This window comes from Pseudomonas sp. RA_35y_Pfl2_P32 (assembly GCF_963970735.1).
In the GTDB taxonomy this organism is placed as follows: domain Bacteria; phylum Pseudomonadota; class Gammaproteobacteria; order Pseudomonadales; family Pseudomonadaceae; genus Aquipseudomonas.
Genome location: NZ_CAXAQF010000018.1, coordinates 46,248 through 70,021, shown reverse-complemented (window position 1 = coordinate 70,021; position 23,774 = coordinate 46,248). Strand labels below are relative to the sequence as shown.

General features: G+C 61.6%; 26 protein-coding genes, 1 tRNA gene and 2 pseudogenes. 13 read left to right on the top strand and 16 right to left on the bottom strand.

Features of this window, described 5'->3' with window-relative positions; genetic code table 11:
- Positions 1 to 92: 92 nt before the first annotated feature.
- Positions 93 to 1,112, bottom strand: a complete 1,020-nt coding sequence (locus AACY45_RS18915; RefSeq protein WP_339546859.1) for a DUF4917 family protein — start codon at positions 1,110 to 1,112, stop codon at positions 93 to 95.
- A gap of 154 nt (positions 1,113 to 1,266) precedes the next feature.
- On the opposite strand from AACY45_RS18915, the gene yiaY reads away from it, so the two are divergent.
- Positions 1,267 to 2,415 (top strand): L-threonine dehydrogenase, encoded by a 1,149-nt coding sequence (yiaY, locus tag AACY45_RS18910; protein ID WP_339546858.1) that lies wholly within the window; start codon positions 1,267 to 1,269, stop codon positions 2,413 to 2,415.
- A gap of 12 nt (positions 2,416 to 2,427) precedes the next feature.
- On the opposite strand, the gene AACY45_RS18905 is transcribed toward yiaY, so the two are convergent.
- Positions 2,428 to 2,916, bottom strand: a complete 489-nt coding sequence (locus tag AACY45_RS18905; protein ID WP_339546857.1) for a DMT family transporter — start codon at positions 2,914 to 2,916, stop codon at positions 2,428 to 2,430.
- Between the two features lie 78 nt (positions 2,917 to 2,994).
- Between AACY45_RS18905 and AACY45_RS18900 the strand changes: the two genes are divergently transcribed.
- From AACY45_RS18900 to AACY45_RS18880, 5 genes are all read left to right on the top strand, one after another.
- Positions 2,995 to 3,906: a LysR substrate-binding domain-containing protein gene (locus tag AACY45_RS18900; RefSeq protein WP_339546856.1), complete on the top strand. Its 912-nt coding sequence runs from the start codon at positions 2,995 to 2,997 to the stop codon at positions 3,904 to 3,906.
- A 34-nt stretch (positions 3,907 to 3,940) separates the two neighbouring features.
- Entirely contained in the window at positions 3,941 to 4,681 is a 741-nt protein-coding gene (locus AACY45_RS18895; RefSeq protein ID WP_339546855.1) for a hypothetical protein, read from the top strand.
- Positions 4,682 to 4,798: 117 nt separating this feature from the next.
- A complete protein-coding gene (locus tag AACY45_RS18890) occupies positions 4,799 to 5,437 on the top strand; it encodes a LysE family translocator (RefSeq protein WP_339546854.1) in 639 nt (212 codons plus the stop codon).
- A gap of 109 nt (positions 5,438 to 5,546) precedes the next feature.
- A complete protein-coding gene (locus AACY45_RS18885) occupies positions 5,547 to 6,890 on the top strand; it encodes a sensor domain-containing protein (protein WP_339546853.1) in 1,344 nt (447 codons plus the stop codon).
- Between the two features lie 120 nt (positions 6,891 to 7,010).
- Positions 7,011 to 7,514 (top strand): DUF4142 domain-containing protein, encoded by a 504-nt coding sequence (locus AACY45_RS18880; protein ID WP_339546852.1) that lies wholly within the window; start codon positions 7,011 to 7,013, stop codon positions 7,512 to 7,514.
- A 6-nt stretch (positions 7,515 to 7,520) separates the two neighbouring features.
- Here the strand turns inward: AACY45_RS18880 and AACY45_RS18875 are convergent, their stop codons facing one another.
- On the bottom strand, positions 7,521 to 7,931 hold the full coding sequence (locus tag AACY45_RS18875; protein WP_339546851.1) for a low affinity iron permease family protein: 411 nt from the start codon (positions 7,929 to 7,931) through the stop codon (positions 7,521 to 7,523).
- Positions 7,932 to 8,127: 196 nt separating this feature from the next.
- Between AACY45_RS18875 and AACY45_RS18870 the strand changes: the two genes are divergently transcribed.
- Positions 8,128 to 9,213 (top strand): type I restriction endonuclease, encoded by a 1,086-nt coding sequence (locus AACY45_RS18870; RefSeq protein WP_339546850.1) that lies wholly within the window; start codon positions 8,128 to 8,130, stop codon positions 9,211 to 9,213.
- Positions 9,214 to 9,387: 174 nt separating this feature from the next.
- On the opposite strand, the gene AACY45_RS18865 is transcribed toward AACY45_RS18870, so the two are convergent.
- Positions 9,388 to 10,116: a class I SAM-dependent methyltransferase gene (locus tag AACY45_RS18865; RefSeq protein WP_339546849.1), complete on the bottom strand. Its 729-nt coding sequence runs from the start codon at positions 10,114 to 10,116 to the stop codon at positions 9,388 to 9,390.
- Between the two features lie 157 nt (positions 10,117 to 10,273).
- Here AACY45_RS18865 and tam point away from each other — a divergent pair, with 157 nt between their 5' ends.
- Positions 10,274 to 11,044 carry a trans-aconitate 2-methyltransferase gene (gene tam / locus AACY45_RS18860; RefSeq protein WP_339546848.1) on the top strand — a complete coding sequence of 257 codons (771 nt, stop codon included), beginning with the start codon at positions 10,274 to 10,276 and terminating at the stop codon, positions 11,042 to 11,044.
- Positions 11,045 to 11,048: 4 nt separating this feature from the next.
- Here the strand turns inward: tam and AACY45_RS18855 are convergent.
- The 6 genes and pseudogenes from AACY45_RS18855 to AACY45_RS18830 all read right to left on the bottom strand — a co-directional run.
- Positions 11,049 to 11,180 (bottom strand): annotated as a pseudogene (locus AACY45_RS18855) (type II toxin-antitoxin system HicB family antitoxin); the annotation flags it as partial.
- 105 nt (positions 11,181 to 11,285) lie between these two features.
- A tRNA-Gly gene (locus AACY45_RS18850) sits at positions 11,286 to 11,359 on the bottom strand.
- A 202-nt stretch (positions 11,360 to 11,561) separates the two neighbouring features.
- Positions 11,562 to 12,446, bottom strand: coding sequence for an alpha/beta fold hydrolase (locus AACY45_RS18845; RefSeq protein WP_339546847.1), 885 nt, complete (start codon positions 12,444 to 12,446; stop codon positions 11,562 to 11,564).
- A gap of 311 nt (positions 12,447 to 12,757) precedes the next feature.
- Positions 12,758 to 13,450, bottom strand: coding sequence for a pseudouridine synthase (locus AACY45_RS18840; RefSeq protein WP_339546846.1), 693 nt, complete (start codon positions 13,448 to 13,450; stop codon positions 12,758 to 12,760).
- Between the two features lie 32 nt (positions 13,451 to 13,482).
- A complete protein-coding gene (locus tag AACY45_RS18835; protein ID WP_339546845.1) occupies positions 13,483 to 13,701 on the bottom strand; it encodes a cysteine-rich CWC family protein in 219 nt (72 codons plus the stop codon).
- A pseudogene (locus AACY45_RS18830) lies at positions 13,694 to 13,828 on the bottom strand (diguanylate cyclase domain-containing protein); the annotation flags it as partial. The gene AACY45_RS18835 and the pseudogene AACY45_RS18830, both read right to left, overlap by 8 nt.
- Before the next feature lie 192 nt (positions 13,829 to 14,020).
- Between AACY45_RS18830 and AACY45_RS18825 the strand changes: the two are divergent.
- On the top strand, positions 14,021 to 14,470 hold the full coding sequence (locus tag AACY45_RS18825; RefSeq protein WP_339546844.1) for a hypothetical protein: 450 nt from the start codon (positions 14,021 to 14,023) through the stop codon (positions 14,468 to 14,470).
- Between the two features lie 52 nt (positions 14,471 to 14,522).
- Here the strand turns inward: AACY45_RS18825 and AACY45_RS18820 are convergent, their stop codons facing one another.
- The gene (locus AACY45_RS18820) at positions 14,523 to 15,635 is read right to left on the bottom strand and encodes an enoyl-CoA hydratase/isomerase family protein (protein ID WP_339546843.1); all 1,113 of its coding nucleotides are present in this window, start codon (positions 15,633 to 15,635) and stop codon (positions 14,523 to 14,525) included.
- A gap of 132 nt (positions 15,636 to 15,767) precedes the next feature.
- Between AACY45_RS18820 and ung the strand changes: the two genes are divergently transcribed.
- A complete protein-coding gene (gene ung / locus AACY45_RS18815) occupies positions 15,768 to 16,463 on the top strand; it encodes a uracil-DNA glycosylase (protein ID WP_339546842.1) in 696 nt (231 codons plus the stop codon).
- Positions 16,464 to 16,607: 144 nt separating this feature from the next.
- Positions 16,608 to 17,078: a hypothetical protein gene (locus tag AACY45_RS18810; protein WP_339546841.1), complete on the top strand. Its 471-nt coding sequence runs from the start codon at positions 16,608 to 16,610 to the stop codon at positions 17,076 to 17,078.
- 38 nt (positions 17,079 to 17,116) lie between these two features.
- Here AACY45_RS18810 and AACY45_RS18805 read toward each other — a convergent pair whose 3' ends face one another.
- From AACY45_RS18805 to AACY45_RS29305, 5 genes are read right to left on the bottom strand one after another with little or no spacing between them, the layout of a single operon-like run.
- Positions 17,117 to 18,163: an AbrB family transcriptional regulator gene (locus tag AACY45_RS18805; protein ID WP_339546840.1), complete on the bottom strand. Its 1,047-nt coding sequence runs from the start codon at positions 18,161 to 18,163 to the stop codon at positions 17,117 to 17,119.
- Complete coding sequence (locus tag AACY45_RS18800) at positions 18,156 to 19,670, bottom strand: tripartite tricarboxylate transporter permease (protein WP_339546839.1); 1,515 nt, start codon at positions 19,668 to 19,670, stop codon at positions 18,156 to 18,158. The genes AACY45_RS18805 and AACY45_RS18800 overlap by 8 nt, the downstream gene beginning before the upstream one ends.
- A gap of 1 nt (position 19,671) precedes the next feature.
- Positions 19,672 to 20,130 carry a tripartite tricarboxylate transporter TctB family protein gene (locus AACY45_RS18795; protein ID WP_339546838.1) on the bottom strand — a complete coding sequence of 153 codons (459 nt, stop codon included), beginning with the start codon at positions 20,128 to 20,130 and terminating at the stop codon, positions 19,672 to 19,674.
- A 57-nt stretch (positions 20,131 to 20,187) separates the two neighbouring features.
- Positions 20,188 to 21,177 carry a Bug family tripartite tricarboxylate transporter substrate binding protein gene (locus tag AACY45_RS18790; RefSeq protein ID WP_339546837.1) on the bottom strand — a complete coding sequence of 330 codons (990 nt, stop codon included), beginning with the start codon at positions 21,175 to 21,177 and terminating at the stop codon, positions 20,188 to 20,190.
- Positions 21,178 to 21,231: 54 nt separating this feature from the next.
- Positions 21,232 to 21,471 carry a hypothetical protein gene (locus AACY45_RS29305; RefSeq protein ID WP_445261203.1) on the bottom strand — a complete coding sequence of 80 codons (240 nt, stop codon included), beginning with the start codon at positions 21,469 to 21,471 and terminating at the stop codon, positions 21,232 to 21,234.
- Between the two features lie 234 nt (positions 21,472 to 21,705).
- Between AACY45_RS29305 and AACY45_RS18780 the strand changes: the two genes are divergently transcribed.
- On the top strand, positions 21,706 to 22,377 hold the full coding sequence (locus AACY45_RS18780; protein WP_339546836.1) for a response regulator: 672 nt from the start codon (positions 21,706 to 21,708) through the stop codon (positions 22,375 to 22,377).
- Positions 22,370 to 23,755: a sensor histidine kinase gene (locus AACY45_RS18775; RefSeq protein WP_339546835.1), complete on the top strand. Its 1,386-nt coding sequence runs from the start codon at positions 22,370 to 22,372 to the stop codon at positions 23,753 to 23,755. Before AACY45_RS18780 ends, AACY45_RS18775 begins: the two co-directional genes overlap by 8 nt.
- Positions 23,756 to 23,774: the final 19 nt, after the last annotated feature.

Below are 23,774 nucleotides of genomic sequence, written 5' to 3'. Positions count from 1 at the left end.
CAACGCGTCTCGTCTGGCCGAAACCGGCACCCCGTCGCGGGCAAGCCAGCGCCTGCCAATGTGGGAGCGGGCTTGCTCGCGATGCTTTCAGCCTAGACCTCGACCGGCACTGAAAGGCTCGGACTGCCCAAGGCGTGGGTCTTGGAATCAAAAAAGCGCAGTGCCACCCCGGTGTCTGCAAACAGCTTCCCGTAGTGACGCTTCTGGCTCTGGATAAACGCCGCGCTGCGCGGATAAATCGAGATCGCCAGGGTTTTTGGTTTCGCCTGGCACAAGGCGTGGACCAGGTGCGCATCCTGCTTGCCGAGGCTGTGGCCAAAGATGCACAAGGCGTCGTGCTGCTGCAGCAACTGGTCGTAGCAGAACGACAGGTAATCCGAGCTGCGGATGGTCTTGAGCTTGTCTTCGCTGCTGCCTTCGTTGACGAACAGCGGCACGTCATCCAGGGTTTTGAGCGTGTTGTTGATGGCAAAGCAGCCCAGCAATGTGCCTTCGGTGGAGGTCAGCTTGCGGGCGGTGCCATCCTGGTTGCGCACCAGGTGCAGGCCACCGTGCAGGTACAGCAGGCGGGTTTTGTCAGTGGCGCTGGCGCTCAGTTCGAAGCGCGGCTCGCTGCCCTGGAACAGATCGTCGATGGCCGCGCCCTGGTGCTGGATCGCCCAGTAATTGAGCAGGTCGTAGTTACTGGTGAAGACCGTCCGATAGCGGCCCAGCTCTTGGCTGATGCTCACCAGGCTCGAGGCTTGCACCAGGCGCCAGGGGATATGCACCGCGTGCACGGTGTTGATCAGCGCTTCCTTGATCGCGTAGTAGCGATTGCGCGGTGCCGCCGAGCTGACCGCCAGGGCCTTGTTGACCCGGCTGGTGGTTTTCAGGGCGCTGAGCACCTGCTCGAAACTGCGGGTGTGCAGGGCGTCGAACACGCTGAGCTCGGACTGGCTCAGGGGTTTTTCTTCGACGCTGCAGGCGTTTTCGAACAGCGAGTCGTAGCCGAAGTCGTCCCACACCGCGCGGCTGGCGCCGTTTCCCACCAGCAGGGCGCTGAACGGGGTGGTTGCACGCAACGCGTTCCAGTCTTCTAAGTGGGGATCAACATCCTGGAAATCGCTCATTGCGTCAGTCATCTCAAGCAGGTGGGGGACAGGGCGCAGACTTTATCACGACCGGCTGTTGAGCCAGATCAAGATGCACGGGGCGCGATGGGTTGATCCTTGGGGTATCCGCCGACGCCAAAGCTCGGTTCGGCCCACTTGCAGAGGACTCGCCATGACCAGCACATTCTTCATTCCTGCCGTCAACATCATGGGCATCGGCTGTCTTGACGAAGCCATGGACGCCATTGGCAAGTACGGATTTTCCAAGGCGTTGATTGTCACCGACAGCGGCTTGGCCAAGGCCGGCGTGGCGGCGTTGATCGCGGAAAAGCTGGCGCTGCAGGACATCGAGTCGGTGATTTTCGACGGGGCCAAGCCCAACCCCAGCATCGCCAACGTGCAAGCCGGCCTGGCGATGCTGCAGCGCAGCGAGTGTGACTTCGTGGTGTCCCTGGGCGGTGGCTCGCCCCATGACTGCGCCAAGGGCATCGCCCTGTGCGCCACCAATGGCGGGCAGATTGGTGACTACGAAGGTGTCGACCAGTCACCCAAGCCGCAACTGCCGCTGATTGCGATCAACACCACGGCCGGTACTGCCAGCGAGATGACCCGTTTCTGCATCATCACCGACGAAGCGCGGCACGTGAAAATGGCCATCGTCGACCGCAACGTCACGCCGCTGTTGTCGGTCAACGATCCGGCGTTGATGGTGGCCATGCCCAAGTCGCTGACCGCCGCCACCGGCATGGACGCCCTGACCCACGCGATCGAGGCCTACGTCTCCACCGCCGCCAACCCGATCACCGACGCTTGCGCCCTGAAAGCCATCGAGCTGATCAGCCTCAACCTGCGCGTGGCGGTGCGGGACGGCAATGACTTGCTGGCCCGGGAAAACATGGCCTATGCGCAATTCCTGGCAGGTATGGCGTTCAACAACGCGTCCCTGGGGTTCGTGCATGCCATGGCGCACCAATTGGGTGGTTTCTACGACTTGCCCCACGGCGTGTGCAATGCGGTGCTGCTGCCCCATGTGCAAAGTTTCAACGCCACAGTCTGCGCCGAACGCCTGACCGTAGTGGCGCAGGCGCTGGGCGTGGACACCCAGGGCTGCAGCCCGGAGGAGGGCGCCCAGGCGGCGATCGTGGCAATCCGCACACTGGCCAGGGACGTGGACATCCCCACCGGTTTGCGTGACCTCGGGGCCAAGCTGCAAGACATCCCGATCCTCGCCGCCAACGCCCTCAAGGATGCCTGTGGCCTGACCAACCCGCGGGCGGCGGATCAGCGGCAGATCGAGGAAATCTTCCGTAGCGCGTTCTGATTCCGAGGGGCCTTAGCCGGAGGTCACCAGGGAGCGGCCCGGGGAGGCGCTGAACTGAATCAACGCCACCCCGGCTATCAGCAGCACGGCACCCAGCAGGCGCGGCAACGTCAGATGCCGCTCCACCAGCCCGAACAGCCCGAAGTGATCAAGCACCAACGATGCCACTACTTGCCCAGCCAGGGCCAGGGCGATAAAGCCTGATGCGCCGAGTTTGGGCAGCAGCATCAGGGCCAGGGCGATAAAACATACGCCAAAGGCGCCCCCGGCCCACACCCACAACGGCGCCTTGCTGATAAACCCCAGCGATGGCAGCGGCAGGCGCAGGCTGATCATCACCGGCAGCAATATCAGCACACTCACCAGCAGCGAGGCGAGGGTGGCCCACAACGGGTGCCCCAGGCCGCGGCTGAGGTTGGTGTTGATTGCGCTCTGAAAGGGCACCACGGCGCCGGCGACCACAGCCAGCACCGACAAACCGGCCCACTGCACGGTACTCATAAGCATCTCTCCAAGAGGTTTTACTGGACTCTAGGTGATTCGTCGCGCAGATTGAAATTCCGATTAATCATCAAGAACATGCATCAGATGAATGATCTGCGCCGTATCGATTTGAACCTGCTGGTGACCCTCGACGCCTTGCTCAGCGAGCAGCACGTGACCCGTGCGGCAGAACGTCTGCACCTCAGCCAACCGGCTGTCAGCCATGCCCTGGCGCGCCTGCGCGAGATGCTCGGCGATCCGCTGCTGGTGCGCGCCGGGGCCGGCCTGGTAGCCACTCCGCGCGCGCTGGAGCTGATGGCGCCCCTCAGGGAGGCACTGGCCAGCGTCCAGGCCTTGCTGGCACCCAATACCTTCGACCCAGCCTCGGCCAAACGCCGGTTCCGCCTGGCGATGTCCGACTACGGCGCGGCCATCGTCCTGCCCGGCTTGATCGCGCGCTTGCGCCAGAAGGCGCCGGGGATCGACCTGCAGATCAGCCACGCCAGCCGCGAAGGCATGCTGGATGGCGTGCTCAACGGCGACATCGACCTGGCGGCCGGAGTCTTTCCCGAACTGCCCCATGAGCTGCGCTGCACGCCGCTGTTTGAAGAGCAGTTCGTGTGCCTGGTGGACGCCCGGCGCTTGCCGGCCAGTGGCGTGCTGGATTTGCCGACCTACCTGGCCCGGCCCCACGTGTTGCTGGAGATGCGCGGCAGTGGCACCCCGGAGATCGAGCGGGCGCTGACCGCCATCGGCCAGCGTCGCCACGTGGCGGTCAGCCTGCCGCACTGGAGCGTGGCCCCGCAGTTGATCGTCGGGACCGATTTGATTCTCACCGTGGCCGCCCGTGGCTTGCAGGGTGTCGATCAACCGCACTCAAGGGTCGTGCCACCGCCATTTCCGATCCCCTCGTTCAGCTTCGTCCTGGCCTGGCATGTGCGTCGGGGCGGTGACCAGGCGTTGAACTGGTTGAATCGGCAGATCGCTCAGGCGATAGTGCACGGCTGAGTTTTTTCACTTCAATGGACACAAGGAACAGGGAATGACCTTGAAATACCGCTGGCTGGGCTGTGTGGCAATGAGTGGCGCGCTGGGTGCGACCCAAGCTTATGGCGAGTGCTCGCTGCCGCCATTGCCCGAGGGCGTGCCGGGGTACTCGGTGTGCAAGGACTGGCCAGCCTACGATGGCCAGACGATTACCGCGCTGTCGCAGATCGAGCCCGACCCGACCTTGAGCGATGCCCCCGATGGCACCGGCATGTACGACCTGAAACTGGCGGTGGTCTCCAACATCGATGGCAAACCCCTGGCCCGTTACGCCCAGGCCTCGGTGTACAGCTCCGACGCCGTGCGCTTCGATGGCCTGAGCATCGACACCGCCCGCTACAAACTCACCTCCGACCTGCGTGCATTCGGTGTGCGTGCCGGCTTCACCGGGTCATCGCGAGCCAATCCGTTCGAACAAGCCGTGCTGTCGCTGTACGTGCGCGAAGGCAACACCTTGCGCCCGGTCCTCGAGCAATTGGTGATCGAGTCCAGCAATGGCGAATGGGATACCCGCTGCGCCGGCGAATTCAGCCGCACCAAACGCACCCTGGACCTGGCCAAGACCAGCAGCCACGGCTTCGCTGACCTGATCGTCAGATCGGTGACCACCGGCACGCAGAACAGCGTGGACAATGATGATTGCCAGTCCAAGGACATCGTGGGCCATACGGTGTCGACGACGTTGCGTTATGACGGGCGCCAGTATGTGCTGCCCAAAGAGCTGCAGGGCCTGTAAGCCGGGCCAAGGGCAGGTAAGACCGGCGGCCATGCTGCTCTGCATATTTAGGGTTTCAGCCATGGCAAAACCTTGTGATACAAAAGCCCGCTGCAGCCCGACATGGAGCTTTACCGCATGACTTCATCTTTGTTACTCGCCGTCCTGGCTTCCGGCTTTATCTACGGCATCACCCCGGGACCGGGTGTGCTCGCGGTGTTTGGCATCGGGGCGGCCCGAGGGCGGCGGGCCGGGGCGGGGTTTCTGTGTGGCCACCTGCTGGGCGATGTGGTCTGGTGCAGTACCGCGTTGATTGCCATTGTCGGTGCGCGGGAAATTGGCAGCAGTGCCTTTGATGTGCTCGGCGTGCTGAGCGGCCTGTACCTGTTTTGGCTGGGCATGCGGGCAATCCGCAGCCGTCGCAGCAATGGCGATGCGCCCCAGGGCGCGGCGCGGCAACCGTTCTGGCACGGGATCATGTTTGGCCTGACCAACCCCAAGGCTTATCCGGTGGCGGTGGCGACCTTTACCGCCCTGTTGTCCAGCCGCGCCGAGCTGCTGCAGTGGTCGATGTTGCCATGGCTGATCTTTTTGAGTTTCCTTGGTGGCGTTTTGGCATACGCTATTCTGATTGGCATTGTGGGCGCTCGTCGGGTGCGCACGTTGTATCAGCGTCATGAGCTGGCAATTACCCGGATTTGCGGGGTAATGTTCATCGGTTTCGCCATCAACGCCTTGCTGCACGCGGTGCCGGGGTTGCTGGCCAACAAGAGTTAAAGCTGTTTGCAGGGCTGCGGCAGCGGCTTGAGGCTATCGCGGTTCAGCGCGTAGGCCACGTCCATGGATGTCTACTCACGGCTGCATTTTTGGACAGTATCCATCCACGATGAGCACCGCAAACTCCGCGCCATTGGCCAGCTACATCGATCTGCTGCTCGACGTTGTCTGTGCCGTCGACAGTCAGGGGCGCTTCGTGTTTGTCAGTGCGTCCTGCGAACAGGTGTTCGGCTACACCCCGGATGAGCTGATCGGCCAGCCGATGATCGAGATGGTGCACCCCGCCGATCGCGAGCGGACCCTGGACGCCGCCCGGGAGATCATGCGCGGCAAACCCAACCCGAATTTCGAGAACCGTTACCTGCGCAAGGACGGCCAGGTGGTGCATATCCTCTGGTCGGCGCGCTGGTCCGAGGTCGACCAACTGCGCATCGCCGTAGCCCGCGACATCACCGAACGCAAACAGGCCGAATCCCGTCAGGCTGCGCTCTACGCGATTTCCGAAGCGGCCCATGCCGCCGAGGACCTGCTGGCTTTGTTCAAGCGCATTCACCAACTGATCGGCGAGTGGTTGCCGGCGCTGAACTTCTCGGTGGCGCTTTACGACGAGCACTGCGAGCAACTGAACTTCCCGTACCACGTCGACGATCACGAGCGGGATCCCGAGTTCAGCGTGACCGGACGGCTGTGCGCCGAAGTGGTCCGCAGCGGGCAGCCGGTGCTGTTGACCCCCGACCAGCCGTTTGCCTTGCCGGGGCTTGCCGGGCTGATCAACGATCAGGATTCACCCTGCTGGTTGGGCGTGCCGCTCAACGCACAAAGGGGCACGATCGGTGCGCTGATCGTCAAGAGCATGCCCGGCGGCGAGCGCTACACCGAGCGCGACAAGGAGTTGCTGCAATACGTCTGCGCCCAAGTGGCGGCAGCAATCGAGCGCCGGCAATTGCACAGTCGCCTGCAGTACATGGCACAGCATGATTACCTGACCCGCCTGCCCAATCGCGAATTGTTGCGTGAGCGCCTGAGCGCCGCCTTGTTCAAGGCCCGCCGGGACAACGGGCGCATGGCCCTGTTGTACGTTGACCTGGACCATTTCAAGCAGGTCAACGATACCTACGGCCATGGCATCGGCGACATGCTGCTGCAAGCCGTGGCCAATCGGCTGCAGGGCTGCGTGCGCGAGAGCGACACCGTCGCGCGGATGGGCGGTGATGAGTTCGTGGTGTTGCTCGACAGTGTCCAGGCCGCCGAAGACGCCGCACGCGTGGCACTGAAAATCCGCCAGGTGCTGGGCCAGCCCATCCGTCTGGACAGTCACAGCCTGAACATTTTGCCGAGCATTGGCGTGGCCTTGTACCCCGAGCACGGTCTTGAGGAAAAACAGCTGTTCAAGCACGCCGATGAAGCCATGTATGCCGCCAAACGCCTGAGTGGGCGCCTGGACCGGGCGTGAACCGGGCGCACCGCTCGTCGTGGCTTGGGCAGGTTTTCTAAACCTTTGTGCGTTTTGGCCTTCGAATGACAGGCGGGACCTACCGCTGCATTCATTTGTCTGTTCAAGGAGGGCGCGACCATGAAACCTGTGGCCAGCCGATTATCGACCATCAGTTTTGCCGTGTTGCTGAGCCTTGGCGCCAGCAGCGCTCTTGCCCAGTCGCCGGCCGACTTCATCAACGATGCCAGCGCCAAAGGCATGGCGGACATCGAAGCCAGCCGCCTGGCGCACCAGAAGACCGAGTCCAAGGCGGTCAAGGACTACACCATCGTGGTGATCAATGACCGCACCACGGCCAACCAGCACCTGGCGAAAATCGCCAAGAAACTCGACCTGCCCATCGCCCCTCGGGACGAGGTGATGAACAAGGCCAAGACCCTGACGCCCCCCATCACGGACGGTGAGTCCTTTGACTCGGCCTATGCTGCCAGCCAGGTAAAAACCACCGAGCAGGCCATCGAACAACTGCAACAGGAGGCCCGGACCACTGATGTGCCCGAGCTCAAGGCATTCGCCGAAGAGACCCTGCCCAAGCTCGAACAGCACCTGCAAATGGCCAGGGCCCTGCAAGCGAGCCGTTGACCGGCTTCAGCATTGATTCAAGTCCTGCTGCTGCCCGTCGGCAGCAGGCATGCCCTGCAGCAAAACCGACTCACCTTCACCGAGGCTGCGGTACTGCTTTCTCAGGGCTTCGAGCTGCTTGAGGTCGAGCGATTCAAGGCCAAGCATGACGTTTTGCGCATCCTTGGTCACCCGCAGCAACTCGTCGATCTTCAGGTGCAGGATGTCGGTGTCACGGTTCTGCGTGTTCTGGATCAGGAACACCATCAGGAAGGTGATGATGGTGGTCGAGGTGTTGACGATCAATTGCCAGGTATCGTTGAAATGAAACAGCGGCCCGGTCAGCGCCCAGACAACAATCAGCACAATGGCCAACAGGAACGTGCGCGGACTACCGGCCCACAACGCCAGCTTCTGTGACACCTTCGCGAATTTCATTGCCGTGTTCCTTTTAGGGATGAACCTGATGTTCAGACCGCGAAGGTGGGCTGGATTTGCTTTTGCCGTCTTTGGTTCAATCCCTGCCAGGATCGCCTGCGGCGCTCTTTCTTTGTGCCGGTTTGTGACTAGTATCAATGGCAGTCAATTTGCCAGCATGTACAAACACGGATCTGAAACGGGGAAGAGGTCACTCATGGAATTTATCGAAAAGCTTTCAAGTCTCTCGGCCAAAGTCCGGTTGCAAGGTGCGACCATTCAAACAGAAGAAGCCACCAAAAATGCCTTTGTCATGCCCTTTATCAGCACTGTCCTGGGGTACGACGTTTTTGATCCGTCTGAGGTAATCCCGGAATTTGTTTGTGATGTTGGAACAAAGAAGGGGGAAAAAATCGATTATGCGATCATGAAAGACGGTGAGGTCCAGATCCTCATCGAATGCAAGAAAATTGGCGAGCCTCTGCACATCAATCATGCATCGCAACTGTTTCGCTATTTTCATGTCACGAGTGCGCGAATTTCTATCCTTACTAACGGCCAGGTCTATAAGTTTTTTACCGACTTGGACGCTCCCAACAAAATGGACGAAAAGCCCTTTCTGGAACTCGACCTGCTGGACATTGACGAGTATTCAGTTCCAGAACTGACGAAGCTGACCAAGTCGGCGTTTGATGTCGATTCGATCATCAATGCGGCGGGTGAGTTGAAGTACGTCAGTCAGATCAAAAAAGTCATTGCCGCGCAGGTCAGCAAACCCGACGACGATTTCGTCAAAGTGTTCGCCTCCCGGGTGTATGACGGTGTGATCACGCAAAAAGTCCGGGAACAGTTCCAGGAGTTGACCAGAAAAGCCGTTGTGCAGTTTCTCAATGATCAGATCAATGATCGACTCAAGTCTGCAATGAGTGGCGCCATTCAGCCCAGCCTGGCGTCCCTGCCACCGGCAGGCTCCAGTCCTGATGTTACGGATGATCGCGACGAGTCTGATGACAAGGTGTTGACCACACTGGAAGAGCTCGAGGGGTATCACATTGTCCGTGCGGTGGTGAGATCTGTCGTTGATGCCAAACGTATTGTGCAACGTGATACTCAGAGCTACTTCGGCATTCTGCTGGACGACAATAACCGTAAGCCCATCTGCCGCCTGCACTTCAATCGCTCACAGAAGTACATAGGAATCTTCGACGAAGAGAAAAACGAAACGCGGCATCCGATCAACTCAGTCGATGACATTTACGAGTATTCAGATCGCCTGAAAAAGACAGTGGGGTACTACGAGTAACTTCTGCCCTGAAGGTTGAGCCCTGAGCCCTGAGCGCTTTGGGCTTAGCCTTCAGTTAAAAAGCGTCAGTGTTGGCCAGTGGACCGGTGTCGGGGGTAATGCCAGCCACCTAATGTAGGCGCGAGCTTGCTCGCGATGGACGTCAGGGCAACGATTTTATCCAGAAAACACGCGTCAACGCTCCACTGCCACCAGCAACATCATTGGCCGCTCCCGTTCCTCGGCGAGTGCCGGCTGCGCCTCCACCTGTGCCGCCGTGGGTCCCCATTCATTGACGTGGGTTATCCGAAAACCGACGGCGATCAACTGGTTCAACAAGGTTCCCAAGGTGCGGTGCTGTTTGATCACACCGTCGGCCAGCCAGTGGGTCACCCGTTCGCCTTCGTGTTGATAACTGTCCAGCGGCCAACGCTTGTGGCCTTGGGCGTCGATGATCCAGCCAGGGTTGCGCGGGGCCATGAAGATCGGGTGCTCGATGGAGAATACAAAACGCCCGCCGGGCCGCAGCGCGGCATACAGGTGGTTGAACAGGCCGGGCAGGTCCTTGATGTAGTGCAGGGCCAGTGAGCTGTAGGCCAGGTCGAAACTATGGGTAGGAAGATTGAGGTGTTCGAGGTCGGCATGGCGGTAGGTGACATTGCCGGCATGGGGAGTGGCCCGGGCGCGTCCGAGCATTTTTTGCGAGACGTCCAGCCCCAGCACCTGTTGTGCGCCTTGCTCGCTGGCCCAGCGGCAGAACCAACCGTAGCCGCAGCCGAGATCGACCACTTGCAGGTTCGACAGGGGAGGCAGCAGGGCTTGCAGGGCGGGCCATTCCGGTGCGGCGTCGAGGCCGCCGATGGAGCGCTCTAATTGGCTGTAACCCTGGAAAAAACCAGGGTCGTCGTAGATGTTTTGCGTCATGGGCAGGGTTCCTCTATCAACCTGGGCCGGGGGCAGATGTTTCAACCCGTGACCGCGTCTTGACGCAGTCCTCAGGCTCGTCGCTTACTGGCGCCCCACGAGCGAAACGCACAGTCTAGCGTGGCGCTCATATCCTGAACGGTTACAGGAGTATGTGATGAGCTGGTCTGCCCAACAGTATGTGGCGTTCGAAGACGAGCGCACCCGCCCGGCGCGCGACTTGCTGGCTGCGATCCCCAAGGTTGATGCACGTTCGGTGATCGACATCGGCTGCGGCCCGGGCAACTCCACCGAGTTGCTGGTACAGCGTTTTACCAACGCCGCGGTACGCGGTATCGACAGCTCCGCCGACATGATCGACGCCGCCCGCAAACGCCTGCCGGGCGTACGTTTCGACACCAGCGATATTGCCACCTGGAACGAACCCGGTCCGTTCGACGTGATCTTCGCCAACGCGGTGCTGCAGTGGTTGCCCGAGCATGCCACGCTGCTGCCCGGGCTGGTCGGCAAACTCACGGTGGGTGGCAGCCTGGCGATCCAGATGCCGGACAATCTCGAACAACCGCCCCATCGCATGATGCGCGAAGTCGCGGCCAATGGCCCTTGGGCGGACAAGCTGGCCCCGGTCGCCGCGCAGCGCACGACCCTGGACGACGCCAACAGCTATTACCAGATGCTCTGTCCCTGCAGCGCGCGGGTGGATGTGTGGCGCACCACCTACCATCACCCGCTGGAAGGCGGCCCGGCGGCGGTGGTCGAGTGGTTCAAGGGCAGCGGCCTGCGGCCCTTTCTGGAGCTGCTGAACGAGGTGGAGAAGGCCCAGTACCTGGCGCAGTACCTGGAAGCTATCGAACCCTACTTCCCGGTACTGGCTGACGGCTCCGTGCTATTGCCGTTCCCGCGGCTGTTCATCGTCGCCACCCGCTGAGGGATCAAGCCTGCTGCAACACCTTCAATGCCGCCGAGGCCAGAAAGCCGGAGCGGCTTTTTTCTTGCGGGTGGTGCAGCACGTATTCGTCGATGCGGGTCAGCAGATAGGCGGGCAGGGTGATGTTGAGTTTCTTGAGCGGTGCCCCATGGAATCGCAGGCATAAAAAAACCGGTCACTGTGGACCGGTTTTTTTGTCGTCCCCCGTCAGAAAGTTACCTGACGCAAGACTGAAATGAAGTGGAGCGGGTGAAGGGAATCGAACCCTCGTTATCAGCTTGGGAAGCTGGAGTAATGCCATTATACGACACCCGCTCGGAACGGCTGACTTTGTACCAGATGTGGCGACGGATTTGAAGTTTTTCTTTGCTGGATCTGCATTTACGCAGTTTTTTGCGGGCAGGGCGAAGCATTGTCGGCGGCGACTGGACGCAGGGTGCGGTCTGTCGCGGGCAAGCCTTGCTCCTACAGGTAGGGGATTACCTAAGGTGGCGAGGCTGCTCGCGAGGACGCTGTTTCAAATGGCCAGTGCATGGTGGTCCTGGGTGAAGTGGGAACGCGTCCGGCCTTCGTGGGGCGCCGGTTTCAGGAAACCCAGCAGTGCCTGGCGGCTGTCTCGGCAGGCAGCTTTGTGCTCCATGTCGAGAAAGTGCCCGGTGGCCTCGATGGTGCTGAAGGTGCTGTGTTGCACATGGTTGCCAAACAACCGGGCATCGCTGGCGGCGGTGTACTCGTCCCATTCACCGTTCATGAACAGTACGGGCACATCGATTTGCCTGGCGGCCTTGAGGTAGCACAGGCGGTCACTGTTGAGCACGTGGCTGATGTGAAAGTGCATCTGCCCGTATTCATGTTCAGCCAGGGTGCTGACGTGGCGGTAGTTGAAGCGCTTGAACAACGACGGCAAGTGCTTGCCGATGGTGTCGTTGACCAGGTGGCCGACGCGGTCGCGATCGAGGTTGCCGAGGTAGTCGACACCTCGCTCCAGGTAGTCGCGCATCGGTTCGTTGATCACCGGCGAGAACGAGCTGATCACCGCCTTTTCAATCCGCCGCGGGCGATGCGCGAGGGCAATCATCGTGGCGGCACCGCCCCACGAAAATGACATCACGTGCTCGGCGGCGAAATGGTCGATCAGCTCCAGGAGGATCTGCCCCTCCACTTCCTTGGTGAGCATTTTCTCATGCTGATTGTGGGCTTTTGACCGGCCCGCGTAGGGTTGGTCGTAGAGCACCACGTTGAACTGTGGATGGAGGTTTTTCACGGTCTGTGCAAACGACGCAGTGGTGGCCATCGAGCCGTTGACCAAAATAATGGTCTTCTCTGCGGCATCTGCGCGATAGAACTCCGTGTAGACCCGATACTGACCTTGTATGTCCAGCACAGCGATTTCTGGCCTCATGTCGTAAGACTCCTGGCAAGCGTGTAGGCGCGCAACTGAGTGTGCACGGGCTTTATGACAGGTAGGCATACGCCTGGAAGGTGAGGGCCCATGTCGATCCGTTAATGTCTGGTCGACGGGTGTTGTTATAGGCGGGCAGTCTGTCGGGGGAGGTGGAGACGGGAGGCGCTCGACCGACAAAAAGTTTCTTAGAGGTATGGTATGACTTGGCGGTCACATTTTGGCCGACGGTTTGATTCAAGCAGGGTGCCGGCTATCGCGCAAGTGCCGTTGGCGAATTGTTCGACAATGTCTGCCCGGCGGTCGCGCAATCAGATCAGGGCGATCTCGGCAGCGCTCAGTGGGCGGTATTCGCCCGGTTTCAAACGGCTGTCCAGCGTCAACGGGCCCATCTGTTCGCGATGCAGGCGCATGACCTTGTTGTCGAAGTGGCCGAACATCCGCTTCACCTGGTGGTAGCGGCCCTCGATGATGGCCAGGCGCGCCGCCCGGGGAGCCAGCAACTGCAGGTCGGCGGGCTGGGTGGTGAGGTCTTCGAAGGCGAAGTACAGGCCCCGGGCAAAGGTTTCGGCGTACTCGGGCGTAATCAATTGCTCGGTTTCGACGTAGTAGATCTTCGCCAGCTTGGTCTGTGGTTGGGTCAGGCGGCGTGACCAACTGCCGTCGTTGGTGATCAGCATCAAACCCGTAGTGTTGAAATCCAGACGGCCGGCGATGTGCAGGTCAAGCTTGTCGGGTTCGTGGATCAGGTCGAGGACGGTCGGGTGCTCGGGGTCGCGGGTGGCACTGACGCAACCTTCGGGCTTGTGCAGCATGAAGTAGCGCGCGGGCTTGCCGGCTTGCAGCACCTCGTCGTCGCATTCGACGCGGCTGAACTCGCGCACCTCGGTGTACGGGTCGCTGACGATCTGCCCGTCGACCTTGATCCGCCGCTCGACCAGCAGCAGGCGCACCTGTTGGCGGTTGAAACGCGGCAAGTTGCTGAGGAAACGGTCAACGCGCATGGGAGTCGGCAGCTCGGCAAAGGGCGCGCATCTTACGCGACAGGCGCGCCGGCTGCCTGCAATTGTGCCTCGACCTGGGCGCAGCCGGGGCACAGGCACGACAGGTCGCGCAGTTCGGCGGGCAAGGCCGCCAGCACCGCCGGGTCGATGGTCACCGTGTAGCACCAGCAACGGTGTTGGGCGGTGCGCGGGTCGGCGAGGCTGCAAGCGTTGCTGGCGCCGCAGGCCGGGCAGAGGTCGGGTTTATGCATAGCTGGCGTGAGGCATCTGGGTACAGGTCCGGTTGCGGCCATGTTGTTTGGCTCGGTACATCGCCTGGTCGGCGCGTGACAGCAGGTCGTGCAAGGTGTCATCCGCCTGCAGGGTGGTCAAGCCGAGGACTCACGAACGTAGCAAAAACAGGGCATGTACCGCGGTCGACGGCAGGCCAGTCGACGGATGACATGTATCAAGCTGTTGCCGATGCGCACCAGATTGCCAATTCGCTGTCAGATATCACGTCAGGCAGATTATTTGGCTGATGCCCGCCCGCGTCGCTGGTGTGGCTCTTTAGCGGTCCAGGAGGCCGCCATGTATCGCCGACTTGTTCTGATTACTTCGATGAGTTTGAGTCTTGCCGCGTGCGTTCCTTATTACGACGGAGGTTCGAGCTACTACCGTTCAGACATCTATTCTTCGCCGGCGCCGGTCTACTACGGGGGTGGTTCATATTATTCCTACCCGCGCAGTTATTACTCGCAGTCGTCGCGGTATTACCCCTCGGCACGTTATTACCAGGCGGCCCCGCGTTACTACCAACCGTCACCCCGTTACTACCAGGCGCCGCCCCGGGCCTACCGCCCAGCCCCCAGCCATGGCTGGGACGGTCATCGTAACCAGGGGTGGGGCAACCACTATGGCCAGAGCAACCAGCGCTGGGAGCAACAGGGTGGGCGGGGCGGGCGCGACCATGCTGACCGGCGTGGTGATCGGCATGGCGAGCACAATGGACGTGGTGAGCGAGGCGGGCGCAACCGCTAGATCAGGCAACCGGCAAGCGGCGCATCCCGCGCCGCTTTTTCATGCCCAGGATTCAGTAGTCCGACAGGTCCGCCAGCGGGTGCCGGCCTTCCCACACCTTGTGAAAGTGCGCCTCGACCACGGCCTGGGGGATTGCGTTGACGTCCGGCCAGTGCCAGCGCGGCTTGTGGTCCTTGTCGATCAGGCGCGCCCTGACGCCCTCGCTGAACTCCGGATGGCGGCAGCAATTGAGGCTCAGGGTGTATTCCATCTGAAAGACTTCGGCCAATGACAGGTGGCGGGCGCGCTGGATCTGCTCCCAGACCAGGTGAGCGGTCAACGGGCAGCCGTCGTGCAGGTTTTTTGCGGCGCGGGCCAGCAGCAGGTCGGGGTGTTCACGCAACAGGCTGATGGCGCGCCAGGCACACCGCACATCGCTGACGTCCAGCAGTTCATCGATCTGCTGGCGGCGTGGCAGCCATTGCGCCTCGGGCATCTGCCCGATGGCCTCTTGCTGCAAGGCCTTGAACAGGCTGTTGAGCTGCATCGCGGTCTGCTCCTGCCAATTGAGCTGCAGCAGGCCTTCGATCAATTGCTCCTGCTGGTCATCGAGCAGGAAGCGGTCAGCCAGGTCCAGGTCGAGGGCATCGCGGGCATTCATCTGGGCACCGGTCAAACCGAGGAACAGCCCCAGCTTGCCCGGCAGGCGCGAGAGAAACCAACTGGCGCCGACATCCGGGTACAGGCCGATGCTGATCTCGGGCATGGCCAGGCGGCTGCTGGGGGTGACGATGCGGGTGCTCGCGCCTTGCAGCAAGCCCATGCCACCCCCGAGCACGTAGCCATGGCCCCAGCAGATCAGCGGCTTGGGGTAGGTGTGCAGGCGGAAGTCGAGGCGGTACTCCGCTGCAAAGAATTGTGCGGCCAGGGGCGGTACTTCGCCGGGGTGGGCGTGACAGGCCTGGGCCAGGCTGCGCACTTCGCCACCGGCGCAAAACGCCTTGGCGCCGTTGCCGCGCAGCAGAACGCAGACCACCTGCGGCTCTTTGGCCCAACTGTCCAATTGCTCGGTCAGGGCCCGGATCATTGGCAGGGACAGGGCATTGAGGGTGTTGTCGGCATCCAGGCTGGCGATGCCGATGCGTGCGCCATCTGTGCCAGTGAGTTCTTCGAAGTGCAGATTCATCGTGACCTCGATTGCGGATTCAAGGGTTCATTATGAGCGTTGTGCAGGAAAGTGCCGGATCTGCGTCAGATCAATTGACAAGCGTGATGGGCTTTCCTAGGGTTCGCCCCATTGTTTTTGCCGGATGTAACCATGACTGCTGACGACCGTATCAAACTCGAACCGAGCTGGAAGGAGGCGCTGCGTGCCGAATTCGACCAGCCCTACATGGCAGAGTTGCGCACCTTCCTGCAACAGGAGCGTGCGGCAGGCAAGGAGATCTACCCACCCGGCCCGATGATTTTCAACGCGCTCAACTCTACGCCGCTGGACAAGGTCAAGGTGGTGATCCTCGGCCAGGACCCCTACCACGGCCCGGGCCAGGCCCATGGCCTGTGTTTCTCGGTGCAGCCGGGCGTGCCGGCACCGCCGTCGCTGGTCAACATCTATAAGGAGTTGAAGCGCGACCTGAACATCGACATCCCCAGTCACGGCTGCCTGCAAAGCTGGGCCGACCAGGGCGTGCTGATGATCAACACCACCATGACCGTGGAGCGGGCCAATGCCAACGCCCATGCGGGCAAGGGCTGGCAGTTCTTCACCGACCGGATCATCGAAGTGGTGAGCGAGCATCAACCCCATCTGGTGTTTCTGCTGTGGGGCGCCCACGCGCAGAGCAAACAGAAACTGATCGACGCCACCAAGCATTTGGTGCTGACCTCGGTGCACCCCTCGCCGCTGTCGGCCTACCGCGGTTTCCTCGGTTGCGGGCACTTCAGCCGTACCAACAAGTACCTGGAGCAGAACGGCGAAACGCCGATCGAATGGCGGTTGCCGCCCGGCCTCTAACGCCGTCACCGTTAGTACACCGCTGGTCGGATATCAGCGGGTACCTGTTACTTCTGACAGTAGACGTAACAGGACACCGCCTGTTCAATTGATCCCTGAGGGCTTGCCGCTCTTTCCAGGGGTATCCTTGAACAGGAGTTGATCATGAATACGCAGAAACTGAGTGAAATGGACTTTGCATTGGACGAGGGGCGTTTTTTCGCGAAATCAACGCGTTGGCCTCCTTCCGATCCTAAAAGCACTATCGATACAACAGAAGTTTTTGCAATGCGAGATGATGTAGTCGGTAACTATCAGGTGGGTGGCCGGGTTTGGGTAGAAGATTACTTTTTCTCGGTCATTTTTGATGTTCCGCTGGATGCGCAAAGTGCCGAGTATGACGTTGGACCTCAAGGGATAACGGCTCGGTACAATGTTCTCCACGATAATGGGGAGCATGAGTTGTACCGAGCGATCAGTGGCACAATTCAGCTGGTTGTCGACCCTGCATACACTCAGTTTTCGGCCAAGGAGTTCCGCTTTGTTGGTCGTTGGGGAAGCACTGAAACTGCTGAAATTTATTTGGGGAATTTCAGTATCTTGAAGTTGGCGAAGAAGTCAGTGTCGAATCGCTGAACGACGGTCAGGTTTACCGTAGGAGCGGGCGTCAGCTCCTACGTGCTCGGGTCATCCGGCTGCCGGTCCCAGTGCCTGAACAAGGGTTCGGCCAGAAACAGTACGAACAGCAAGCGCATCACCTGCATGGCGGTCACCAGTGGCACCGACAGTTGCAGGGTTTCGGCGGTCAGGCTCATTTCGGCGATGCCGCCGGGCATCATGCCCAGGGTCAACGAGCGCAGGTCCAGGTGGGTCAGGGCGCTCAAGCCCAGCGCGGCCAGGGTGGCGATCAGCATGGTCAGTGCCGTGCCGATCAGGGTGCGGCCCATGAAGGAGGGCGCGCGGCGGAAGAACTGCCGGTTGAAGTGACAGCCCAGGCCACTGCCGATCAGCCATTGCCCGACCTGGCTGCCGCCATCGGGCAGGCCGATGTGCAGGTCCAGGCTGATACTCACGGCGGCACTCACCAGCAACGGCCCGAACAGCCAGGGATTGGGTTGGTGCAAGCGTTGCCAGAGCCAGGCACACAGCGCGCCCGCCGGGAACAGCAGGGCCAGCCAGCGCCAGTCGACGCTGGCCGGATGCAAGACCGGCACGCCTTCGCCCAGCAGGTACTTGAACGCCGCCGGCACACACAGCACCACCACCAGCACCCGCAGGCTTTGCCCGGCCGCCACTCGGCTGAGCACGGCGCCGTTACGGGCGCCGAGGTTGACCATTTCACCGGATCCGCCCGGCATGCTGGAGAAAAATGCGGTGGCGCGATCTTCGCCGGTGCGCCGCAGCAGCCAGACCCCGACCACGGCCGAAAGGCTGGTCACCAGCGCGCCGAAGAAGATCAGCCCGAAGTGGCTCATGACCTGTTCCATCACTACGGGGCTGAAGTGCAGGCCAATGCCGATACCGACGATCCACTGGCCGCACTTGCGTCCGCCCGGGATCTCGGCCAGTTGCCAGGGTGTCAGGCAACGCACCAGGATGATCGCCAGCAACGAGCCGACCATCCATGGCAGCGGCCAGCCGACCTGACTGGCGAGGTAACCGCCCAACAGACCGACCAGCGGTGTTCCCCACCAGGTTTTCCAGGACCGACGATCAGACATCGGCCAGCGCGCGACGGGCCACGGAGCGCTTGCGCCAAATGCGCAGGAGTGGGAACAGCAACATCAACGCGGTCAGCACCCAGATCCCGAAGGTGATCGGGCTCGACCACAGGATGTCCAGCGCGCCATTGGAGATTGAGAGCGCGCGTCGCAGGTTCTGCTCCATCAGGCCGCCGAGGATGAAGCCCAGCAGTACCGGCGACAATGGGAAGTCCAGCTTGCGCAGGATGTAGCCGAAGATGCCGATGCCGATCATCAGGAACAGGTCGAAGGTGGTGGCGTGCACGGCGTACACACCAATCGCGGTGATGATGGCGATCACCGGCACCAGTGCCCAGTTCGGTACGGCAAGAATGCGGGTGAACAGGCGGATCATCGGGATATTGAGGATCACCAGCATGATGTTGGCGATAAACAACGAGGCGATCAGGCCCCAGACGATGTCCGGTTGCTGTTGGAACAGCAGCGGGCCCGGGGTGATGTTGTACAGCGACAAGGCGCCGATCATCACCGCCGTGGTACCCGACCCCGGAACGCCCAGCGTCAGCATGGGGACCAGGGCGCCGCAGGCAGACGCGCCAATCGCGGTTTCCGGGGCGGCCAGGCCGCGCATGTCGCCTTGACCGAACTTGCCGCTGTCGCCCGCCAGGCGTTTTTCCGTCATGTAGGCAACAGCCGATGCCAGTGTTGCCCCGGCGCCCGGCAAGACCCCCATGATGAACCCCAGCAGGCCGCAACGAATGTTCACCATAAACACCGACGCGGCTTCCTTGACGTTGAACATCATGCGTCCGGTGGCTTTCACCGCTTCTTGGCCGCGGTGGGTTTTTTCCAGCAGCAGGAGGATCTCGCTGATGGAAAACAGGCCCAACACCAGTACGACAAACTGGATGCCGTCGGTCAGGTGGATGTTGTCGCCGGTGAAACGGTACACGCCGCTGTTGGCATCGATCCCGACCGCCGACAGAAACAGACCGATCAAGGCCGCGACGAAGGTCTTCAGGGGTTTGTCACCGGCCATGCCGCCGAGGCAGACGATGGCGAACACCATCAGCACGAAATATTCCGCCGGGCCAAAGGCAATCGCCCACTTGGCCAGAAGCGGGGCGAACAGCACCATAGCGCAGGTGGCGATAAACGCCCCGATGAACGAACTCCAGGCCGACAGCGACAAGGCGACACCTGCCAGGCCTTTGCGGGCCATCGGGTAACCGTCCAGGGTGGTCATGACGGTGGACGCTTCGCCCGGGATGTTGAGCAGGATCGAGCTGATGCGGCCGCCATATTCGCAACCCAGGTACACCGCAGCCAGCAGAATCAGGGCTGACTCCGGTGGCAGGCCGAGGGCGAAGGCGATGGGGATCAACAGCGCCACACCGTTGATCGGCCCCAGTCCCGGCAACAGGCCGACCACGGTGCCGATCAAGGTGCCGCACAGTGCGGTCACCAGGTTGTACGGGCTCAGCGCGACGCCGAAACCCTGGCTCAAATAACCAAACGTATCCATATCAGTTCTCCAGGACGTCGAGCAAGCCGAGGGGCAGCGGTACGTCCATGGCTTTATCGAACAGCAGATAAAGGCCGACGCTCATCAAGCTGATGATCACTGCCGAGGGTAGCCAGCGGCCGCCATACAGGCGCGCCATCGGCACCCCGATCAGGATGCTGCTGAGGATGAAACCCAAGGGTTCGAAAGTGCCAGCAAACAGCAGTAGCAGCGCCACGCAGATGGCGATCTTGACCAGCGTCTGGCGGTCCAGCGGCGGTTCTTCTTCACTGTGCTGGGTCGGCTGTGGACGAAACAGCATGTAGGTCAACGCCAGGCCCATCAGCCCGAGTATCAGCAGCGGGTACGCCCGTGGTCCGACGGGTTCGTAGGAAAACGAGGCCTGATAGGGCCAGGCCATCAACGCCAGGCCGGCACAGGCCAGCAACAGCACCGAAGCAAAAATGCGTTGTAACAGCATGACAAACTCCTGGGCCACGCCCCGGCCAGTGCCAGGGGGGCCGTGAGAACGAGGCGATTACTGGATCAGGCCGAACTCTTTGGCCAGCAGCTTGTAGTCCGCTACCTGTTTCTTCACATAGGTGTCCAACTCGACCCCGGTCATGGCGAACGGGAACAGTTCGCGCTGGTCACGCAGCTTGGCGAACTCTTCGGAAGCCAGCAGTTTGTCGAAGGCGTTTTTCCACCAGGCGTATTCGGCATCGCTGACCTTTGGTCCAACGTAGAAGCCGCGTACCACTGGCCAGACGATGTCGTAGCCTTGTTCCTTGGCGGTGGGGATGTCTTTCATTTCCGGCTCGTCCAGACGCTCGTTGGCGAACACGGCGAGCAAGCGCATGTCACCGCTCAGGATGTGCGGCATGGAGTCGGAGATGTCGGTGCTGCCCACCTGGATGTGGCCGCCGAGCAGGGCCGTGGCAATTTCGCCACCGCCTTCGAGGGCCACGTACCGCAGGTCACGGGGGTTGATCCCGGCAGCCTTGGCGATCAGGGCGGTTTGCATCCAGTCCTGGCTGCCCACGGTGCCACCAGAACCTATCACTACCTTGCTTGGGTCTTTCTTCAGCGCCTGCACCAGGTCGTCGAGGTTCTTGTAGGGCGAATCGTTCTTCACGGCGATGGCGCCATAACTGGTGCCGACCGCCGCCAACCAGCGCACGGCATTTTCATCAAAACGCCCGAACTTGCCCTGGGCCAGGTTCAACAACGAACCGCTGGACCAGGCCACCAGGGTCCCGGCATCGGCGGGGCGCTGGGCGACGACTGCGTTGTACGCCACGGCGCCGACACCACCGGGCATGTAGGTCACGCGCATCGGCTTGGACAGCAGTTTTTCGTTGACCAGCGCGCTTTGCACCAGTTTGCAGGTCAGGTCGAAACCACCGCCTGGCGACGCCGGGGCAATGCATTCCGGACGCTTGGGTTCAGTGTTGTCGGCGGCGAGCAGGGGGGCGGTCACCAGCAGGCAACTGGCGGCGAGAGCAAGGTTACGCAGGGAAAAAGTCATCGGTCGTCTCCACAGGAGTTGTTATTGAAGTGGCACGGTTGCGGCTTGAATCCATTACCCGAGGGCAACGCGGTCGCTCACCAGCACCCGCACTTCATCAGCGTCGCGGGCCGAATAGTTCGAACGATAGGTGGCATTGCGCAGGCGCAGGGCGAAGTCGTAGTCGTAACGGGCTTTGCGGGTTTCCCGGGTCGCGCTGCTGTCTTCGAAGCAGGCGGCATGGCTGGCAAGGGCGGTGGTACCAAGGCGGGAAAAACGAACAGGCAGGTCAGCCTGAGGCTGTGTAGACAGCATCGTGAAGCACTCCATTTATTGTTCTTATTGGGGCGAAAACGCATCGGGGCGTTTTTCGTTCACTACTCTCAAGGTCACGGCAGTCGAAACGGTCCGTGGCTGGACTCTAGCGGGCCAACCTTTCGCTAACCTTTCAGAATACTTTCACCGGTTGCGGGCTTCACAGCGGCGGATGCGGCTGTAAACTCCGCGCCGAAGAATGGCGTCGACCATCCCTACCTGAGGTAAAGATCCATGCGCGTGCTTCTCGTCGAAGACCATCTGCAGCTGGCCGAAAGTGTCGCCCAGGCGCTCAAGAGCACAGGGCTGACCGTGGATGTGCTGCACGACGGGGTGGCGGCCGACCTGGCGTTGAGCAGCGAGGACTACGCGGTGGCGATCCTCGATGTGGGCCTGCCGCGCATGGACGGTTTTGAAGTGCTGGCGCGCTTGCGCAGCCGTGGCAAAAACCTCCCGGTGCTGATGCTGACCGCCCGCAGCGACGTCAAGGACCGGGTCCACGGGCTTAACCTTGGCGCCGACGATTACCTGGCCAAACCCTTCGAATTGACCGAGCTTGAAGCGCGGGTCAAGGCCCTGCTGCGCCGCAGCGTGTTGGGTGGCGAACGCCAGCAGCGTTGCGGGGGGCTGGTGTATGACCTCGACACCCGGCGCTTCAGCCTCGGTGACGAACTGCTGACCCTGACCTCCCGCGAGCAGGCCGTGCTCGAGGCGCTGATTGCCCGTCCTGGCCGGGTGATGAGCAAGGAGCAACTGGCCTCCCAGGTGTTCGGCCTCGACGAGGAAGCCAGCCCCGACGCCATCGAAATCTACGTGCACCGCCTGCGCAAGAAACTCGATGGGCACTCAGTGGCCATCGTCACGTTCAGGGGGTTGGGCTACCTGTTGGAAAACCGTGATGCATAAGCCCAGAAGTCTGCGCTGGGGGCTGCTGGGCAACCTCGCGCTGTTGCTGGTGGTGCTGATGATTGCCAGCGGCCTGAGCGCCTACTGGAATGGCCGGGAAGCGGCCGACACCGCGTATGACCGGACCTTGCTGGCCTCGGCGCGGACCATCGCCGCCGGGCTGTCCCAGCGTGACGGCAGCCTCAGCGCCGATGTGCCGTATGTGGCGCTGGACACCTTCGCCTACGACAGCGCCGGGCGCATCTACTACCAGGTCAACGACATCCACCAGAAGCTGATTTCCGGTTACGAAAACCTCCCGGGCCCGCCCCCCGGCACCCCGCGCACCGACGACTATCCGGCGCTGGCGCGCTTCTACAACGCCACTTACCAGGGCCAGAACGTGCGGGTGGTCAGCCTGCTCAAGGCGGTGAGCGAACCGAACATGAACGGCATGGCGGAAATTCGCGTGGCGGAAACCGACGAGGCGCGGGTGCGCATGGCCCGTAGCCTGATGGCCGATACGTTGCTGCGCCTGGGGATGCTCGCCGGGGGCGCCTTGCTCCTGGTGTGGTTTGCCGTGAGTGCCGCCTTGCGACCGCTGGAACGCTTGCGCACCGCGGTGGAAGAACGCCAGCCGGATGACTTGCGGCCGCTGCCGTTGGTCCAGGTGCAACGCGAATTGTGGCCCCTGGTGCGCGCCCTCAACCATTTCACCGAGCGCTTGCGTGGACAGTTCGAGCGCCAGGCGCAGTTCATTGCCGACGCCGCCCATGAGTTGCGCACCCCGTTGGCAGCGCTCAAGGCGCGCCTTGAACTGGGTTTGCGCGCCACTGAACCGCAGACCTGGCGCAGCACCCTGGAAAGCGCCGCCCAAGGTACCGATCGCCTGACGCACCTGGCCAATCAGTTGCTCTCCCTGGCCCGCGTCGAGAATGGCGCGCGGGCGATAGCCGAGGGCGGGGCGCAGTTGCTCGACCTGAGCCAACTGGCGCGCGAACTCGGCATGGCCATGGCGCCTCTGGCCCATGCCCGGGGTGTCGCCTTGGCATTGGAAGCTGACGAGCCGGTGTGGTTGCGCGGTGAGCCGACACTGCTCAACGAGTTGCTGAGCAACCTGGTGGACAACGCCTTGGCCCACACGCCAGCAGGTGGCAACGTGATCCTGCGCGTCAGCGCGCCGGCGGTGCTGGAGGTTGAAGATGACGGGCCGGGGATTCCGCTGGAGGAGCGTGACCGGGTGTTCGAGCGTTTCTACCGCCGTAACCAACAGGTCGCAGGGTCTGGCCTGGGGTTGGCGATTGTCGGGGAAATCTGCCGCGCGCACCTGGCCCACATCACCCTGCACGACGGTGCACAGGCGGGGCTGAAGGTCCGGGTCAGTTTTATCGCGGGCTAAAAACAACTAAGCCCGGCCG

Bases quoted from the DNA above. Each gene is read 5' to 3' on its own strand.
- AACY45_RS18905 (WP_339546857.1), bottom strand. From the start codon at position 2,916: ATGAGTACCGTGCAGTGGGCCGGTTTGTCGGTGCTGGCTGTGGTCGCC.
- yiaY (WP_339546858.1), top strand. From the start codon at position 1,267: ATGACCAGCACATTCTTCATTCCTGCCGTCAACATCATGGGCATCGGC.
- AACY45_RS18820 (WP_339546843.1), bottom strand. From the start codon at position 15,635: ATGAATCTGCACTTCGAAGAACTCACTGGCACAGATGGCGCACGCATC.
- AACY45_RS18795 (WP_339546838.1), bottom strand. From the start codon at position 20,130: ATGCTGTTACAACGCATTTTTGCTTCGGTGCTGTTGCTGGCCTGTGCC.
- AACY45_RS18775 (WP_339546835.1), top strand. From the start codon at position 22,370: ATGCATAAGCCCAGAAGTCTGCGCTGGGGGCTGCTGGGCAACCTCGCG.
- AACY45_RS18825 (WP_339546844.1), top strand. From the start codon at position 14,021: ATGTATCGCCGACTTGTTCTGATTACTTCGATGAGTTTGAGTCTTGCC.
- AACY45_RS18810 (WP_339546841.1), top strand. From the start codon at position 16,608: ATGAATACGCAGAAACTGAGTGAAATGGACTTTGCATTGGACGAGGGG.
- AACY45_RS18870 (WP_339546850.1), top strand. From the start codon at position 8,128: ATGGAATTTATCGAAAAGCTTTCAAGTCTCTCGGCCAAAGTCCGGTTG.
- AACY45_RS18790 (WP_339546837.1), bottom strand. From the start codon at position 21,177: ATGACTTTTTCCCTGCGTAACCTTGCTCTCGCCGCCAGTTGCCTGCTG.
- tam (WP_339546848.1), top strand. From the start codon at position 10,274: ATGAGCTGGTCTGCCCAACAGTATGTGGCGTTCGAAGACGAGCGCACC.
- AACY45_RS18805 (WP_339546840.1), bottom strand. From the start codon at position 18,163: ATGTCTGATCGTCGGTCCTGGAAAACCTGGTGGGGAACACCGCTGGTC.
- AACY45_RS18915 (WP_339546859.1), bottom strand. From the start codon at position 1,112: ATGAGCGATTTCCAGGATGTTGATCCCCACTTAGAAGACTGGAACGCG.
- AACY45_RS29305 (WP_445261203.1), bottom strand. From the start codon at position 21,471: ATGCTGTCTACACAGCCTCAGGCTGACCTGCCTGTTCGTTTTTCCCGC.
- AACY45_RS18840 (WP_339546846.1), bottom strand. From the start codon at position 13,450: ATGCGCGTTGACCGTTTCCTCAGCAACTTGCCGCGTTTCAACCGCCAA.
- AACY45_RS18885 (WP_339546853.1), top strand. From the start codon at position 5,547: ATGAGCACCGCAAACTCCGCGCCATTGGCCAGCTACATCGATCTGCTG.
- AACY45_RS18880 (WP_339546852.1), top strand. From the start codon at position 7,011: ATGAAACCTGTGGCCAGCCGATTATCGACCATCAGTTTTGCCGTGTTG.
- AACY45_RS18865 (WP_339546849.1), bottom strand. From the start codon at position 10,116: ATGACGCAAAACATCTACGACGACCCTGGTTTTTTCCAGGGTTACAGC.
- AACY45_RS18900 (WP_339546856.1), top strand. From the start codon at position 2,995: ATGCATCAGATGAATGATCTGCGCCGTATCGATTTGAACCTGCTGGTG.
- AACY45_RS18835 (WP_339546845.1), bottom strand. From the start codon at position 13,701: ATGCATAAACCCGACCTCTGCCCGGCCTGCGGCGCCAGCAACGCTTGC.
- AACY45_RS18875 (WP_339546851.1), bottom strand. From the start codon at position 7,931: ATGAAATTCGCGAAGGTGTCACAGAAGCTGGCGTTGTGGGCCGGTAGT.
- AACY45_RS18890 (WP_339546854.1), top strand. From the start codon at position 4,799: ATGACTTCATCTTTGTTACTCGCCGTCCTGGCTTCCGGCTTTATCTAC.
- AACY45_RS18895 (WP_339546855.1), top strand. From the start codon at position 3,941: ATGACCTTGAAATACCGCTGGCTGGGCTGTGTGGCAATGAGTGGCGCG.
- AACY45_RS18845 (WP_339546847.1), bottom strand. From the start codon at position 12,446: ATGAGGCCAGAAATCGCTGTGCTGGACATACAAGGTCAGTATCGGGTC.
- AACY45_RS18780 (WP_339546836.1), top strand. From the start codon at position 21,706: ATGCGCGTGCTTCTCGTCGAAGACCATCTGCAGCTGGCCGAAAGTGTC.
- AACY45_RS18800 (WP_339546839.1), bottom strand. From the start codon at position 19,670: ATGGATACGTTTGGTTATTTGAGCCAGGGTTTCGGCGTCGCGCTGAGC.
- ung (WP_339546842.1), top strand. From the start codon at position 15,768: ATGACTGCTGACGACCGTATCAAACTCGAACCGAGCTGGAAGGAGGCG.